17 protein-coding genes are annotated in these 16,307 nt (G+C 38.0%); 10 read left to right on the plus strand and 7 right to left on the minus strand.

Annotated elements, in window-relative coordinates; all coding sequences use genetic code 11:
* The first annotated feature begins 20 nt into the window (after positions 1 to 20).
* Positions 21 to 506: an S-ribosylhomocysteine lyase gene (locus RZ55_RS00860; protein WP_053796214.1), complete on the plus strand. Its 486-nt coding sequence runs from the start codon at positions 21 to 23 to the stop codon at positions 504 to 506.
* Between the two features lie 201 nt (positions 507 to 707).
* On the opposite strand, the gene RZ55_RS00865 is transcribed toward RZ55_RS00860, so the two are convergent.
* Entirely contained in the window at positions 708 to 1,139 is a 432-nt protein-coding gene (locus tag RZ55_RS00865) for a helix-turn-helix domain-containing protein (RefSeq protein WP_034530974.1), read from the minus strand.
* Positions 1,140 to 1,255: 116 nt separating this feature from the next.
* On the opposite strand from RZ55_RS00865, the gene RZ55_RS00870 reads away from it, so the two are divergent.
* Together RZ55_RS00870 and rny are read left to right on the plus strand one after the other, a co-directional pair.
* Entirely contained in the window at positions 1,256 to 2,209 is a 954-nt protein-coding gene (locus RZ55_RS00870) for an alpha/beta hydrolase (protein ID WP_057175495.1), read from the plus strand.
* Between the two features lie 171 nt (positions 2,210 to 2,380).
* Entirely contained in the window at positions 2,381 to 3,973 is a 1,593-nt protein-coding gene (rny, locus tag RZ55_RS00875) for a ribonuclease Y (protein ID WP_034534092.1), read from the plus strand.
* 57 nt (positions 3,974 to 4,030) lie between these two features.
* Here the strand turns inward: rny and RZ55_RS00880 are convergent, their stop codons facing one another.
* Complete coding sequence (locus RZ55_RS00880; protein WP_057175496.1) at positions 4,031 to 5,590, minus strand: bifunctional metallophosphatase/5'-nucleotidase; 1,560 nt, start codon at positions 5,588 to 5,590, stop codon at positions 4,031 to 4,033.
* Positions 5,591 to 5,835: 245 nt separating this feature from the next.
* Between RZ55_RS00880 and spx the strand changes: the two genes are divergently transcribed.
* Positions 5,836 to 6,234, plus strand: coding sequence for a transcriptional regulator Spx (spx, locus tag RZ55_RS00885; RefSeq protein ID WP_034534086.1), 399 nt, complete (start codon positions 5,836 to 5,838; stop codon positions 6,232 to 6,234).
* A gap of 65 nt (positions 6,235 to 6,299) precedes the next feature.
* Complete coding sequence (locus RZ55_RS00890) at positions 6,300 to 7,103, plus strand: Cof-type HAD-IIB family hydrolase (protein WP_054482816.1); 804 nt, start codon at positions 6,300 to 6,302, stop codon at positions 7,101 to 7,103.
* Between the two features lie 40 nt (positions 7,104 to 7,143).
* Here RZ55_RS00890 and RZ55_RS00895 read toward each other — a convergent pair whose 3' ends face one another.
* Positions 7,144 to 8,106: a nucleoside hydrolase gene (locus tag RZ55_RS00895; RefSeq protein WP_041152831.1), complete on the minus strand. Its 963-nt coding sequence runs from the start codon at positions 8,104 to 8,106 to the stop codon at positions 7,144 to 7,146.
* 214 nt (positions 8,107 to 8,320) lie between these two features.
* Positions 8,321 to 9,100 (minus strand): alpha/beta hydrolase, encoded by a 780-nt coding sequence (locus RZ55_RS00900; protein WP_053796220.1) that lies wholly within the window; start codon positions 9,098 to 9,100, stop codon positions 8,321 to 8,323.
* Between the two features lie 81 nt (positions 9,101 to 9,181).
* Here RZ55_RS00900 and RZ55_RS00905 point away from each other — a divergent pair, with 81 nt between their 5' ends.
* Positions 9,182 to 10,171 (plus strand): NAD(P)/FAD-dependent oxidoreductase, encoded by a 990-nt coding sequence (locus RZ55_RS00905; protein ID WP_057175497.1) that lies wholly within the window; start codon positions 9,182 to 9,184, stop codon positions 10,169 to 10,171.
* A gap of 4 nt (positions 10,172 to 10,175) precedes the next feature.
* Here RZ55_RS00905 and RZ55_RS00910 read toward each other — a convergent pair whose 3' ends face one another.
* A complete protein-coding gene (locus RZ55_RS00910) occupies positions 10,176 to 10,937 on the minus strand; it encodes a potassium channel family protein (RefSeq protein ID WP_057175498.1) in 762 nt (253 codons plus the stop codon).
* A gap of 109 nt (positions 10,938 to 11,046) precedes the next feature.
* Positions 11,047 to 13,161, minus strand: a complete 2,115-nt coding sequence (locus RZ55_RS00915; RefSeq protein ID WP_431354837.1) for an LTA synthase family protein — start codon at positions 13,159 to 13,161, stop codon at positions 11,047 to 11,049.
* Positions 13,162 to 13,359: 198 nt separating this feature from the next.
* Here RZ55_RS00915 and RZ55_RS00920 point away from each other — a divergent pair, with 198 nt between their 5' ends.
* Together RZ55_RS00920 and RZ55_RS00925 are read left to right on the plus strand one after the other, a co-directional pair.
* Positions 13,360 to 13,626, plus strand: a complete 267-nt coding sequence (locus tag RZ55_RS00920; RefSeq protein ID WP_034530962.1) for a hypothetical protein — start codon at positions 13,360 to 13,362, stop codon at positions 13,624 to 13,626.
* A 61-nt stretch (positions 13,627 to 13,687) separates the two neighbouring features.
* On the plus strand, positions 13,688 to 14,353 hold the full coding sequence (locus RZ55_RS00925) for a histidine phosphatase family protein (RefSeq protein ID WP_053792395.1): 666 nt from the start codon (positions 13,688 to 13,690) through the stop codon (positions 14,351 to 14,353).
* Positions 14,354 to 14,416: 63 nt separating this feature from the next.
* On the opposite strand, the gene RZ55_RS00930 is transcribed toward RZ55_RS00925, so the two are convergent.
* Positions 14,417 to 14,875, minus strand: coding sequence for a C40 family peptidase (locus RZ55_RS00930; RefSeq protein WP_347230234.1), 459 nt, complete (start codon positions 14,873 to 14,875; stop codon positions 14,417 to 14,419).
* Between the two features lie 257 nt (positions 14,876 to 15,132).
* On the opposite strand from RZ55_RS00930, the gene RZ55_RS00935 reads away from it, so the two are divergent.
* Together RZ55_RS00935 and RZ55_RS00940 are read left to right on the plus strand one after the other, a co-directional pair.
* Positions 15,133 to 15,585: a MerR family transcriptional regulator gene (locus RZ55_RS00935; RefSeq protein WP_057175500.1), complete on the plus strand. Its 453-nt coding sequence runs from the start codon at positions 15,133 to 15,135 to the stop codon at positions 15,583 to 15,585.
* Positions 15,585 to 16,262 (plus strand): glycoside hydrolase family 73 protein, encoded by a 678-nt coding sequence (locus RZ55_RS00940; protein WP_053792397.1) that lies wholly within the window; start codon positions 15,585 to 15,587, stop codon positions 16,260 to 16,262. Before RZ55_RS00935 ends, RZ55_RS00940 begins: the two co-directional genes overlap by 1 nt.
* Positions 16,263 to 16,307 lie beyond the last annotated feature (45 nt).

Genomic DNA, 16,307 nt, shown 5'->3' on the forward strand with positions numbered 1-16,307 from the left:
TTTTTGAAAGGAAGATTATTATGGCAAAAGTAGAAACAAAGGTAGAAAGTTTTACATTAGATCACACAGCAGTAAAGGCACCTTACGTGCGTTTAATCACAGAAGAACATGGACCAAACGGCGATACAATTGCTAACTTTGATTTACGTCTAGTTCAACCAAATGAAGAAGCAATCCCAACTGCCGGATTACATACCATTGAACATTTACTTGCAGGACTATTACGTGACCGTTTAGACGGCGTTATCGACTGTTCACCATTCGGTTGTCGTACTGGTTTTCATTTAATCACCTGGGGTAACCCTGGAAACGATAAGGTAGCGTTAGCATTAAAAGATTCATTACGAGCAATCAGAGATGACATCGAATGGGAAGATGTTCAAGGTACTACTGCAGAAAGCTGTGGTAACTACCGTGATCATTCATTATTCTCAGCAAAGGAATGGTGCAAGACTATTTTGGATGAACAAATTAGTACTGAACCATACGAACGAAAAGTAATCTAAAACAAATGAGGTGAAAGATATGGATTTATGGCAATACTATTGGTTCCGCGCCGTCGCATTTATTGTGTTTTGGTTAGGTTATTTCTTATTGATGACATGGGCATATGTTGGCAGACCACATATCTTTCATCGACTAAAAAACAAAAAATGAGTGCTATGTACAATTACGAAAAAAACTCCAGAAAATATTCTGGAGTTTTTTTACATTTTATAATCATCAAAATTTAAATTAAGTTCTTCTTGGTATGCTTCTGGTTGTTCACCGTCTTCTAAGTATTGACGGTCCTTGCCATGAAGATAACCATTGATAAGTTGGTATACTTCGTATCGATCTTGTTGATCCAAAGTGTGATTACCAAAGGTTAGTTCATTTTTTTCCATCAAGACGCTACCTAGATTGAAATGTTCAACAGAAGTTCTTCCTGTCAAATAATCCATGCTGACGTTGAAGTACAATGCCAGTTTTTTGATTTCGACATACGAAGGTGAACGAATCCCACGTTCCCAATTACCAATTTGTGATGGGGTATTTTTGTGTTCATCTTCTGGAAATCTTTCGTTTAGATTGTTTGCAAGTTGGTTCATACTGATATGTTGCCCTTTACGAAGAGCTCTTAATCGAATCGGAAACATTTACAACACCTCTACGCATATTATAACCGAAAATGCGTCAAATTGGCGGGTAGTTGCTTTTTATTTATTGAAACTCTATACTCGAATTATTACATACTGAAATGGAGAGCACTATCTTGAAAAAGAAAACTAAAATATTATTAGCGACCGTGATTACATTAATCGTATTAACGGTCGTTGGTTTTGTGGGTGCGGGGATGTACTTCTACAACGTCGCCGTGGTTCCTTCACACAAGACCTTCTTAAGTAACGATAAAGTTAAGAAGAATTCACCACTATATGCGGGAACCAAGTGGTACTACGACGTCAAAAAGATTCACTGGACTCAAAAGTCTGCGACCGGTAACTTAAAGCTGGTGGCTAACTACATTCCAGCCGACAAAAAGACCAACAAGACCGTTGTGATTGCTCACGGTTACATGGGTAGTAAGGAAAAGATGGCACCTTATGCCTACATTTTCCATCAAATGGGATACAACGTTTTAACTCCCGATGATAGGGGCCAAGGTCAAAGTGAGGGTAACTACGTTGGCTACGGTTGGCCAGATCGTTTGGACTACATTAAATGGATGAAAAAGGTCCTCAAGTACCAAGGACCAAAGACTGAAATCGTGATGTTTGGTGTCAGCATGGGTGGAGCTACTACCATGATGGTATCGGGTGAAAAAGACGTTCCACACCAAGTCAAAGCATTCATCGAAGACTGTGGTTACACCAGTGTTTCCGATGAAATTAACTACGAAGCCGGTCAACTTTACCATATGCCAGCATTCCCACGTTGGCCACTGGTTCCAATCCTAAGTGGAATTACCCACATTAGAGCCGGATACAGCATGTACGAAGCTTCATCACTAGATCAAGTGAAGAAGAACCACCGTCCAATGCTATTCATCCATGGCGCCAATGATAAGTTCGTACCAACTCGCATGGTTTACCCACTATACAAGGCTAGCAAGGGACCAAAACAACTACTTGTTGTGAAAAATGCAGCCCATGCTGCTTCTTATCAAACTAATCCAAAATTGTATGTTGATACAATTAAGGGATTTTTGAACAAATATTTTAAATAATATTAAAGGCGTTAGATGTTGAATCTAGCGCCTTTTTCGTAATTTTAAAAACTTTCAGTGTATCAAATAGGGGGTTAAATGTTATTATAGATAGTGTGTAATAACACCATCAAACAATACGTTTAATATTCGTTAAAAAATAAATAAAAAAATCAGAAAGGAGGACGCTTTTTGATTGAACTAGCCGCATTAGTATTTTTAATTGCTGGTGCTTTATTAGGGTTTTGGGTTAGTGATATGCGCATCAAGGGTCAAGTTGACGCCGCCAAAAGCAAGGCCGAACAACATCTTCAAAAGACCGCTGATGAAACTGCCATTAAGGCTAAGCAAATTATTGCCGATGACAAAGAAGACATCATGCAATACCAAAAGATTGCAGACGATGAAATCGAATCTCAAAAAGAAGAAAATATCACTCGTGAAAACCGTTTGAACCAACACGAAAAGTACTTGGAACAAATGAAGAACCGCCTAACTAAATATACTAATGATTTAAATGAACGCAGTGATGAACAAGCTAAGGTCCAAGATGATATCGATGACGTCATGCACCAAGCCGAAGACATTTGGCAACAACGTGAATTGACGCTTCAATCAATCAGTCATATCGACAAGAACTATGCTCGTCATGCTGTGTTGAATCATACCGAAAACGCTCTTCGTCGTGAAAAAGACATCGAAGTTAAGTACAACTTATCCGAAAGCAAGGTTGCCGCTAACAAGATTGCTAATGACTTAGTAATCGAAGCCATTCAAAGAGGCCCTAGGGATGAACCTAGAAGTCACATTGAAAGAAATATTGCCTTGCCAAGTAGCGACATCAAATCAAAGTTAATTGGTAAGGATGAACAACATGTTCGTCTACTACAAACCCTAACTGGAACTGATTTAATCTTTGATGAAGACTACCCATTACTACTTCACATCGTTACTCATGATCCAATTAGAAGAGAAATTGCTCGTACAACTATTGAAAGTCTAATTATTTCTCGTCACTTTACCAACAGCAACATCGAGTATCTGGTTAATACCACTACTCAAAAGGTTAACGCGGCTTTACGTGAAACCGGTGAAACAGTCGTTCACTCATTACACGTCGGGCGTGTTCATCCTGACTTGATGAAAATTATTGGTAAGTTGAAGTTTAGAACTAGTTATGGTCAAAACGTTTTATACCACTCAATTGAAACTGCTCAATTAACCGGTGCCTTGGCCGCTGAATTAGGTTTGAATACCCAATTGGCTAAACGCGCTGGATTACTTCACGATATTGGTAAAGCCATTGACCACGAAGTTGGTGGCACCCACGTTGAATTAGGGGTCAAGCTAACTGAGGCCTTTGGTGAAAATGAAGTCGTTGTTAACTCAATTGCTTCTCACCACGGTGATGTTGAACCAACTGACCCAATCGCCATTCTAGTTGCCACTGCCGACGCCATTTCCGGTGCTCGTCCAGGAGCTAGAAGTGAATCAATTGAAGAATACGTCAGTCGTTTACGTAACCTAGAAAACATTGCTAACCAACACAAGGGTGTTCGTGATAGCTATGCCATCCAAGCCGGACGTGAAATCAGAATTATTGTAAATCCTGAAATGTTAAATGATGATAACAGTAAGTTATTAACTAAACACGTTAAGGATCAGATTCAAGATGAATTGACTTATCCAGGTAAGATTAAGGTTACTACCATTCGTGAACTAAAAGCGGTTCAATACGTTGGTAAGAATAAGAAACGCAATCATAATACGGTTAAAGAAGCTTAATGCTATTATTGTTAAACCAAAAAGAGTCCCAAAACATGAAGTTTTGGAACTCTTTTTTTATGGTCTGTAGATGACCTTGAAGTTATGATTGTTTTCGGCCTTGATGGTCTTGTGTTGTCTTAAGTAATCAGCGATTATTTGGCTCATCATGCGATCATCTGACTTGATAATCTTGTCTTGAGAAAACATCTGGTAGTTACCACCACCGACAGCACGATAGATGTTTAACACGATTTTTAGTTCGGCATCATCATCGATTGGTTTACCATGATAGGTTAAGTCTTCGATGCGGTGACCAACTGGTTTAGCGACGTTAATCACGTAGTCGACACCTTCATACATATCGTAGTTGTAGTGCTTTAGCTTAGGGAAGATGTAGTCATGGTTCACGCCAATCTTGCCGTTTTGATAGTCAAAGTACTTCGCGCTAGTTTCCATGGCAGCCTTTAATTCGGCACCGGTAATCTTTAGCACGGATAGACTGTTAGGGTAAACGTAGTTAGTGATGATATTTCTCATTGTAATCGGGTTTTCAAAACCGTGAGCTTCATCATTAAATAGGGCGGTTGCCGAAAGGTCGACTCCCATGGTTTGCATCTGAATGTTTTGAATGAACTGAATGAAACTAGTCTTATTTAGACGGGCTTCAAAGGCGTTATCAAATTCCATTGAGCCTTCGATATGAGCCATTGGTTCATCTAACCACTTGTTGATTTGTTTTTGAATGTCGCCCAACTTATTGGCGATTTCATGATCAACAGGGTATTTCTTGGTTGGGATTAATTCGGATTCACTGGATTGAACAAAGTATTTACCATTGTCATCTTGTTGAACGTCTAATTCGATGTGTCCGATGTATTGACCACGATGACCTGGTTGAATGATTGGCACACCCAATAGGTGACCAGCAATTTTTCTGTGTTGGTGACCGGTGATGATGGCATCGACACCTTTAACATGAGCTAAGATGTCGTATGTTTCGTTTTCACCGTTTAAGACCTCGGTTGGCACACCTTCTTCATCACGTTCGATTCCACCGTGATAAACGATGACGTTTAAATCAGTTTTTTCGCTCATTTCAGGTATATATTTAGCTGCGGTGTCCTTGGCAGAAAGGAAGGTTAGACCAGCTAAATGGGATTTTTTTTCCCACTTAGTGGTACCTTGAGTGGTTAGACCTAAGAATCCGACCTTTACACCATTAATATCTTTAATTTCATATGAGTTACCAAATGGGTGATTACCATCTTCATCGATAATGTTGGCACAAAGAAAATGGCGACTACACTCATTTATGGTGTTGTGTAGGTATGATAATCCGTAATTAAACTCATGATTTCCTAATACTCCAAAATCATAATCAACAGCATTAAATGTGTCGTTAATTTGTTTCGGTGCGGATTGTTTTTTTATTTCGGCAATGTAATAAGCTAGTGCTGAACCTTGCAAGAAATCTCCATTATCGATGGCTACGACGTTATCCAGCTTGGTTCTGAGATCCTTAATTGCTGTAGCGCAACGAAGCACCCCAAAGGGTTTATCGTCCTTTAAGTTTACATAGTTAGTTGGGAACAAAAAGCCGTGTGTATCACTTGTCTCTAAAAGATTTATTTTCATCGAGCCACCCCCATCTTAAATTGTTATGATTCTTCCGTTTCTTTTATTGTGTATATTTTATCACTTTTTTTAAAATGAAAAATTAAGATTTGATTAACATTTACCTATTCTTAATAAAAATTTAAATTGATTTATCTTATAGGTATGTTAAGATAATTACAGTTAATTGTATTTACATTTAGTAAGTACTACTAACCTAACCATAATTGTTTTTATAAAAATTAAGCGATTAAGGGGTGATATAAATGTTGAATCTTTACGTAGCACCAAGTAGTGCATCCAGTCGTAAAGCTAGAGCCTGGTTAAAGGGCCACGATATTGCTTTCCGCGAAAGAAATATCAATTCTAACCCATTGAATGCAGACGAAGTAAAACAAATCTTACGTCTTACTGAAAATGGGAGCGAAGACATCATTTCAACAAGATCCAAAATTTTCAAGAAGCTAAACATCGATTTTGATAGCTTGTCACTATCAGACTTGGTAGATTTAGTTGTCAAGTATCCAGACCTTATCAAACGTCCTATTGTGTTTGATGACAAACGTTTGGAAGTTGGGTACAATGAGGAAGAAATTCGTCGTTTCTTACCCCGTTCCATTCGTGAAACTGAACTAAAAGAATTAGAATCACAGTTGGAAGCTTAATATTTTAGAGTGACGGCATTACTTTGTAATGTCGTTTTTTTTATTCACTCAAAAGGAGTCACATTATGATAAAAATGATTGCGCTGGACTTAGACAACACACTATTGAATTCAGCCAAAGAAATTAGTGATGAAAATGTTTCAACACTACAAAAATTACATAAAAAAGGAATTGCGGTCGTACTTTGTACCGGCCGTCCAATCAATGCGGTTTGGCCATATGTAAAACAACTTGGTTTGACTGAAGAAAATGATTACACCATTACATTCAACGGTGGCATGGTAATTCGAAACCATGATCAAAAGGTGTTAAACCAAAAAGGACTAACCCTAGATGACTTTTCTTTGATTCACCAATACGCATTGGATAACGATTTACCATTGGACATCCTAGACTTTGAAAAGGTCTATGAACTGACCGACTTGGTTAAATCTACTTATAAGGAAGTCTTGAATTCACCACTTGAATTCGTTCCAATGGACTTCAAAGAATTAGAGGACAAACCATACAGTAAGGCCATCATGTCAGAACAAATTGCGACATTGGATAATGCTCGTGCTAATTTCCCAGCAGAAATTACTGACCATTATAAAATCGTCCGTTCTCAGCCCAAAATCATGGAATTTTTGCCATTAAACATGAGCAAGGCTTACGGTTTAAATATCTTGTTGACGCACTTAGAAATGGATTTTTCCAACCTGATGGCATTTGGTGATGCGGAAAATGATTACGAAATGATTGAAGCTGCCAATGTTGGTGTTGCGATGGGCAACGCCTCCGATGAAATTAAGTCAATTTCCACAGACGTTACCGTCGACCACGATGACGATGGGGTCGAAGTTTTCTTACACAAATACTTTAAAGACTAAATAAAAAAGGACTTAACCGAGAAGTTTAAGTCCTTTTTGTTTACTTGTTGTTGGCGAATAAGTAGTTCAAATATTCCATAAATGTCTTTAGGTAACGCTTTTCATCTACTTGGATAGCAACACTAGCAGTAGGGTTTGGATCGTCTAGGTGAGCAGTATCACCGGTAGTACGTCCGTAGTTTAATTCACCAGTGTGAACCAATAGGTCTAAGTCCAATGTTTGAACGAAGCTAGGGTCACAAGCGACACCAACGGCTAATGGGTCGTGTAGTGAACAACCACCTAGGTGTGGGTACATTTCAGCGTAAATATCGATGTAGTAGTCAACGATATCAGCGAACTTTTCACCAGCAACAGTGCCTAGGTCACGCCATTGTTGAGTTTCTTTTTTAGTTAGTAAAGTTCTTAATGTAACGTCTAGACCAACCATAGTATCGTGTAGTGGGCTTCTGAATACTTCGTTTGCAGCAGTAGCATCTTGGTTGATGTTTGCTTCAGCAGCATCAGAAACGTTACCAGGGACAGTCAAAGCACCACCCATTAGAGTAACGTTACCGATTAAGTCGGCAATTGATGGGTCCTTACGTAATGCTAAGGCTAGGTTGGTAAGTGGACCAGTAGGTATGATTGTTAGATCCTTACCGTACTTGTGAGCGGCTTCTATGATGAAGTCGACACCTGATTGTTCTTCTACTTGGCGGCTACTTGCTGGTAACTCAACTTCCCCAACACCGTTAACACCATGAATGTGAGCTGAAACTTCCATTACTTCGAAACTGTCAGTTTCTAGTGAATGTGGTTCACCTTCAAATACTGGTACGTCAGTAGCACCTAATAGGTCTAGAATTTCTAGTGAGTTCTTAGCGGCTTGTTCTACCAATACGTTTCCGTATGAGTTCACAACACCTACTAAATCGGCGTTAGGGGCAGCGACAGCGTAGGCGATAGCCATAGCGTCATCGACACCTGTATCAACGTCTAAGATAATTTTTTGCTTTGCCATAATGAAAAACCCTCCCAATATTAATTCCCCTCACGGATCTATGTCCGTGAACATTTTTCATTAACTTTAATTATATGGGCTTTCAGTCCAAAATAAAAGGGGATACTAAGAAGTTTTTAAGGAAATGACATATAAATACGAACAAATTTAACGAAAATAAGAAATTTGTTAATAAAAAAATCTCGACTTCTAAACGAAATCGAGATTTTGGTTGCTAGTTTCTAAATAGGAATTCAGCAATTGTTTTATCCAATGTTGGGTTTTCATGTAACATTGAATGTTCAGCAGAAATTGGATCTCCACGGTATAGGTAGAATTGGTAGCTCTTTACGTAAGGCTTAACTAGTTTACCCATTGGTTTAACGATATCAACGGCTTCTTCACCATCGGTACCAACGTTGTAAATTTCACCAGCGATATTAAAAATCTTTAGGTTACGTGGTAAGTTCTTAGCACGTTTGTCACCAGCTGGGTAGTCGTTGGCGATACTTACGAACTTGTTAATCTTAGGAGCGTTCTTTTGGTTAGGGTTTCTAACCATGTATTCGTAGGCGATTTGACCACCTGATGAATGTCCTAAGAAGTTAACTGATTTAATGTGATAAGTCTTGTATAGGTAAGTCATCACGTTCTTCATTTGTTTAGCTTCTTTGATTGGGTGAGTGTTGTCTTCAAAGATTAATTGAACTAATGGGTTGTCAGCTGAAATCTTCTTGACATATTTCTTCATGGTAGTAACCTTACCCTTGCTAGAAATATGAATACGAAGAGAACGCTTAGCAATGCCATGATCGTTGAATTGATTAATGAAGTCATCGGTTGAAACGGCGTTACCACCATAACCAGGGATGAAGATAGTAGCCGTTCTAGTCTTATCTACCTTTACATCATTTAGGACACGACCTCTGAAAATCCATGAGGTAGTGATGAATAGGGCAATTGCTTCAATAATCAAAACAATTCCAATGATAATTTTTCTGCGTTTGCTGTGCATAATTGTTCTTCCTTTGCTAAAGTATAATTATAAGATACATAATATATTAAATAACACCAAAATAAAAGGAGTTAAAATAAAATGTCAGATGAAATCTATGATATTACGATAATTGGAGGAGGTCCCGTTGGAATGTTTGCCGGTTTTTATGCCGGACTACGTACCGCCAAATTCCAAATCATCGAAAGTCTTTCAGAACTAGGGGGACAAGTAAATGCATTATATCCAGAAAAAACCATTCTAGATATCCCAGCCTATCCTGCGATTTCAGGTCGTGATTTAGTGGCTAACTTGAAGAAACAACTTGCCACCATGGATGGTGACATTAAGTTAAATCAAACAGTAGTTAACGTTGAGAAAGACGACGACGTTTTCAAGGTTACCACAAATAAGGGAATTACCAAAACTAAAGCCATCATTATTGCGGTTGGTAACGGGGCATTTAACCCACGTAAACTAAGCTCTGATGGTGCCGAAACAATCTCAGACCAACAACTAGTATACACCGCTTCGGACTTAGATGCCTTTAAAAATAAAAAAGTTTTAGTCGCGGGTGGTGGTGATTCAGCAATCGATCAAGCACTAATGCTAGAAGACATTGCCGATGAAGTTTACTTGTTGCACCGTCGAAACGAATTTAGAGGACTAGAACACACCGTCAACTTATTGAAGCAATCAAGCGTCAAACTAGTTACTCCATACTTGATTAAGTCATTAGAAAACGTGGACAATAACCAAGTTAGAGTCCACGCCAAGAAGATGAAGACAGATGATGAATTCATCGATATTGATGTTGATAAGATTCTGGTAAATTACGGCTTCATTTCTAATAATAAAGACATGCAAGGCTGGAATGTTGATATTGAAGAAGACCACCACGCCACAAAGGTTGATGGCAATCTTCAAACTAATATCAAAAACATTTACGCCGTGGGTGATCAAGCTAAATACGATGGTAAACAAACCATTATCGCAACTGGATTCGGTGAAGTGCCAATCACAATTAATGCGATTATGAACGACCTATATCCAGGTAACCGAGCACCAATTCACAGTACTCAATTATCATAAAAAACTATTTTTTCTTAGCATCCTTTGATGGGGTGCTATTTTTTTTGACCGTCTTTTCGAGGCTTTGCACTTCTTTAGTCAAAGTTTCAATTTGTCTGGTTAATTGATCGATTTTATCGTCTGTTTCGTCCTTATCTCCATGGGTGAAGAAATCGGTAATAGTAGAGGTCAACAAACCAATAAAACCAATTCCACCGAACATTAGGAAAGCGGCAATTAGTTTACCACCAGCGGTTTGCGGCGAAATATCACCGTAACCAACGGTAGTGGCGGTAGTAATTGCCCACCATAATGAGGTGGATAAATCATGTTGTTCGAAGTGTGAGTAAATCAAAGCACTGAAGATTAAAATCACGATACTGATTGAGAATAGGTAGATAAAACCAGTGTCGTAAATGAAACGGTGAATTCCACCAGTTACTTTACCGTCCCAACCAAACTTCCAGAATAGGTTGTAGTGACGGACGATTCTAATCACACGGTATAGACGAAATACGACAAAAATCGGGTGGGCTGGAATTAGTGAAATCAAGTCCAACGATGTTTCTAATAAGAATTGCTTGTGGTTCTTGGCCAATAGAAAGCCAGATATGTAATCAATAATGTAAAAGATCCAGATACCATAGTAGATATTCCCTAAAACACCATGGTAGATGTTGATGACGCCGAAGTAGTCTAGACCAACCATCACAACGGATGCAACGGCGATGAAAATAATAAACAGACTATAAATCAATTCGACGGTTTTATTTTTAAATTGTTTCATTATTTCAACTCACTTTTTCTCTATCTCTTAATCCAATTATAATCATTTTACCTTTAAGTTAGTTTAAAGCAAATAAAAAACGACCAATCTTTCAATTGGTCGCATTATTTTAGTTATCTTCGTTGTTGTTCTTGGAGATTCGAGATGATCCACCTGAATGGTTTAATTCTGGTGCATCGGTCTTGTATAGGGATTGAGTAGATTTCTTCTTAAGTTTGTCATACAAACTAGTTGATTTCTTACCCAATTCTGTTTCAGCTCCAAGTTCCTTTTGGAATCCATCTTGGTAATTGTAATCCTTAGGATTTACGGGAGTGAATCCACTAGGAGTGTAGAAACGAAGTAAGTTTTGTTCGTTTAGTTCATCTGAGAATGATAACTCGGTGTTAACACGAGCTTGCATCTTGTTGAAGACTTTTCTTTGATGGGGGGTAGGGTGAATTACCTTACCGGTCTTGTTGCTGTAGATGGTACCGCTGATTGAAGTGTACTTAGTACTTACCCAATCACGGTTTCTAAATGCAACGACAGTATCATGTTTCTTGGAGAATAAGTCGGTTCCAAATTGAATGTATCGCTTGGTGTTGACACCCAATAGGTGAAGTAGAGTAGGCAAGACATCAATTTCACCACCGTAGGTCTTGTCGATGTAACCATTCTTCATGCCAGGGATGTTAAACATTAATGGAACACGTTGTAGTTGGGCGTTATCAAAGTCAGTCCAGTCATTAGGGTTTTTACCCAACGCTCTAGCAAGACTTAGGTTTTCTGAGTTAGAAATACCATAGTGATCACCATATAGCATGATGATTGATTTCTTCAACAATCCTGATTTTTGTAGGTACGCGTAGAATTCTTGGACGGCTTGATCTAGGTAATGAGCAGTCTTGAAGTAGTTATCAACCTTAGTATCACCGGTGTTAGTAGTCTTAAAGTTACTGTCTTCGCTATCGATTGAGTAAGGGAAGTGGTTAGTAACAGTGATGTACTTAGCGTAGAAAGGTTGTTGTAATCTTTCAAGGTACTTAACGGAATCTCTGAATAATAATTTATCCTTCAAACCGTAACCAAGTGCTTTGTCACCGGAAGTATCGTAGTAGCTTTCGTCGAAGAAGTATTGATAACCCATGTTCTTGTAAACGTTGTTTCGGTTCCAGAAACTAGCGACGTTTCCGTGGAATACAGCTGAAGTGTATCCCTTATCTTGTTTCAAAATAGCAGGAGCTGCTTGGAAGACGTTGTCGCTTCCAAATTGGGTAAACATAGAACCTTGAGGTAATCCGTAGGTGCTGGTTTCTAGCATGTTTTCAGCGTCAGATGTCTTTCCTTGTCCCACTTGGTGGAAGAAGTTAGAAAAGGCAATCGTCGATTTACTATGGTAGAGACTGTTCAAGAATGGAGTTACTTCTTGGCCGTTTACCTTCTTATCGATTAGGAATTGTTGGAAACTTTCCAAGTGAATGATGATTACGTTTTTACCCTTGGCTAATCCAAACATGGATCTTTCAGGGGCAGCATAATGTTTGTTGATGAACTTTCTAACGTCATTCATTTCAGACTTGGTAGCCATCGCACGCAAGTCCTTAGTGTGTTGAGTGGAGATGGCGTCATAAACTGTAAATGAATCGACGCCAAGATACTTAACGATGTATGTACGGTCGAAAGTTCTAGTTAGAAGTTGTGGTCTGGCCATTTCACCAAATGATAGGTTGGCGGTGAAGATTAATATGGCGACTGAAGTAATGGCGAATGCACCCTTACCACCGAACTTCTTGTTATCGATGCGAATTACTCTAAATAATAGTAGAAGTAATACTAAAACGATATCTAACCAGTAGAAGACATCATGTGGCATGGTAAGTGCAAGTGATGAACCGCTAAGCCCTTGGTTAACTTTTGAGTAACCAGTCATGGTACTTACTGTCATGAAGTCGGTAAATTCACGGTAATAAATAACGTTCAAATATAGTAGTAAAGTGTTTAACCCATCAATCAATAGGATGATAGGGTAAAATAATCGACTTGATTTAATGTACATTGCAAGTCCAAACAAAAGCATGGTAGTTGCGATTGGATTAATGAATGCTATGAAGTATTCAAATGGATTTGCAAGTCCTAATTGAAAATCAGTGAAATATGCGTATATAGTTTTAGCCCAAAATAAAACAACTAGTAGAATGAAGAATCCTAACCTAGTGGACATTTTAGAGCGCAGATAATTTATCGCTTTCAAAATGAAGAGCTCCTTTGATATAATTCATACTTAATATTAACAGACCGACGTCAAAAAGGCATGTTTTTTTCGTATCATAAAAACATCACCACAATATGTGGAAAAATAAAAAATATTAATCACCATATATAGTTGCAAAATTATACAAATGTTGTAAAATAAAGTTAAATCAGTAGGAGGATGACGGCATTGCTAAAAGGTAATACTAAAAAATTAAATGTTCAGTTAAGTGATGGACAAATAATTGAATTCATGCCAGAGATGGTCCATAGCGACTTGCTAGCTTTGACTAGTAACCAAGAGATTATCAATCGTACCGAAAGATTAATCTTAGTCCAATTGAGTTCCTACACTATCATTAAACTACACGAACTACAAATGATAATTTATAAGACGCTAGATAAATTGCGCTACCACAAGATTGCGTCTAAATACTATAATACAGAATTAAGTTAGGCAGAATATTGTCTAACTTTTTTTATTAGTGATATTCTATTATTACCAGTTTAAAAAGGGGATGAATGTTATCACATTTAATCTATACGTTGTCCGTCACGGACAAACATACTTTAACATTTACAATCGTTTGCAAGGGTGGAGTAATTCACCTTTAACCGATAAAGGAATAGCGGGTGCCGAAAAGACTGCTGATAAATTAGCTAATACTCATTTTGCGGCTGCTTATTGCAGTGACACCACTAGAGCGATGCACACCGCCAAGATTATCTTAGATGGTAACAAGGCTGATTCTGTAAAAGAACCTACAATTTCTAACTACCTAAGAGAAGAATTCTACGGATACTACGAAGGAAATGATATGGATCAAACCTGGTACGTCGCTGGTGCACCACATGGTTTGCCAACATTCAAAGACATCGTTACCAAGTATTCAATCGGTAAGGCCAAGGACTTCTTAAAAGAAGCAGATCCTTTCCATCAAGCTGAAAGTAATGAAGAATACTGGAAACGTTGGGACCAAGGACTAGACCTGATTAGAAACGATAAGAACATTCATGATGGCGATAATGTCCTATTAATTAGTCACGGGAACGCCGTATTGAGCTTAGTTGAACGTTTCGGCGAAGGTAAGTATGACGTCACTGAACGTCCAGCTAACGGAAGCCTTACTAAGATGGAAGTCAGCGACGACCAAGTCAAGATTACAGATTACAACGTTCAATAAGAAAACATTAAAAAAGACGATTACATTTAGTAATCGTCTTTTTTTGGATTTTAAGAGATTAAATTAAGCTACTCGACCGTAAGCTACTACGTGCCACCATGGAGCATGGATGCTTTCACGGATAACGCCACGGTTTTGAGCGTCAATCATCTTACCGCCACCGATGTACATACCAACGTGGTAAATGCTCTTCTTTGATGAACCGATAAATACTAGATCACCTTTTTTAAGGTGCTTCTTACCAACTTTTTTAGAGTAGTGGTATTGTTGTTGTGCAGTTCTAGGTAAGTTAACACCTAGACCGTGTCTGTATATGTATTTTGTAAAACCAGAACAGTCAAAAGTACGTGAACCTTGTGAGCCGTAAACGTAACGGTCACCTAGTTTTGACTTAGCAACACGATATACTGAAGTAAATTGGATATTAGTATCAGCATGGGCAGTGTTGTTGTTACTTGCAGCGGCACCTGCAAATAGTAGTGAAGTAAACGCGGCTGCGGTTATAGCAATTTTAGTAATCATTTTTTTCATCTCTCAAAATCCTCTCTCTTATAAAAAAATCTCTCTCGTTTTTTCTCTATCTCAATATATTTCATATGATAAGGGATTAATGTTTCAAGAATGTAACAAAGTAATTTCAAATTAATTAAAACTTTGCAATTTTAATGTAATCTTTATAATTATAGTGTTTAATATTTACTGTACCCAATTAAAGTAATGAAAGGGTTCCAAATTTGTGGTAAATTTATTATGTAGATTACACGAAAGGAACCGTTGAAATGTCGGGCTTAAAGAAATTATTTCCCCAAAAAATCGACCTTAATCGTCTAATTTTTAAAATCGGGGAAGTCAGCAAGATGATGGACGTGTCAACACGTCAACTTCGTTACTGGGAACAAAAAGGTTACATTACCTCAATTAGGGACGATAAGAGTAGATCTCGCGTTTTTAATATGGAAAACTTAAATAAAGTAACATTAATTAAGCATTACTTAGATAAGGGATTCACCCTTACAGCTGCCAACGAGACAGCTTCTGAAAATATTGCTAAAATGCGCTATCTAAGAAGGTTCATGATGAATGCTTTTGAAGACGTTGAGACAATCGATGGTCAACCGGTTGTTAATCTGGGTTACTTTAATGAAGAAAAAACTTCCGTATTATATGCCTCAGTTGATGAGAATGACGAAATAAAATATCGTGTTGTCGATATAAAAAAGAAGGATAAATGATGAGAAAAAAGAAAATGAGTTTAACTAAGAAGATTGTCTGGTTAGTTGTAATTGTGATTGTATTATTTGGTGGATACAAGGTTGCAAAACAAATTCACAGTACAATCCGAGAAAACCAAATTCAAAAATCTGATCAACAAAGAATTGAAGAAGCACAAGAAGAAGCGGCAAAGAAGCGTCATGAGTTTGCTGAAACAATCGCCAAACCAGCCGTTGAAGTATGGAACAAACAACACGTTGTGTTACCAAGTGTTGTGATTGCCCAAGCTATCCAAGAATCTAACTGGGGTCAATCAGAACTATACAAGAAGGCCTATAACATCTTCGGTGTGAAGGGAACTTATAAGGGACAATCAATCCAATACTACACTGATGAATACGTAAGTAACGATACTCCAGTCGGTAAGGGCGTTAAGGTTGTCCGTGAAGGTGACAAGAAGAAGATTTCAATTCCTGCTACTTTCAGAAAGTATCCAAGCGTCTATGATGCGGTGGAAAACCACAGTACCGTGACAGCTCTAAACTTCATTAAACAAAAGAACGTCATGAGCTATGAAGAACAAGCTAAGATGCTACAAAAGAACGGTTACGCAACTGATCCTAACTACGCAAAAAACTTAATTGCATTAATCAAACAATACAATTTAGCTAAGTACGACGATCAAATTAGTAAATAATAAAATTTAATAGTTAGAACTATATTTTCAAAAATTTATCTTATA

The organism is Apilactobacillus kunkeei, from assembly GCF_001421115.1.
Lineage (GTDB): Bacteria > Bacillota > Bacilli > Lactobacillales > Lactobacillaceae > Apilactobacillus > Apilactobacillus kunkeei_F.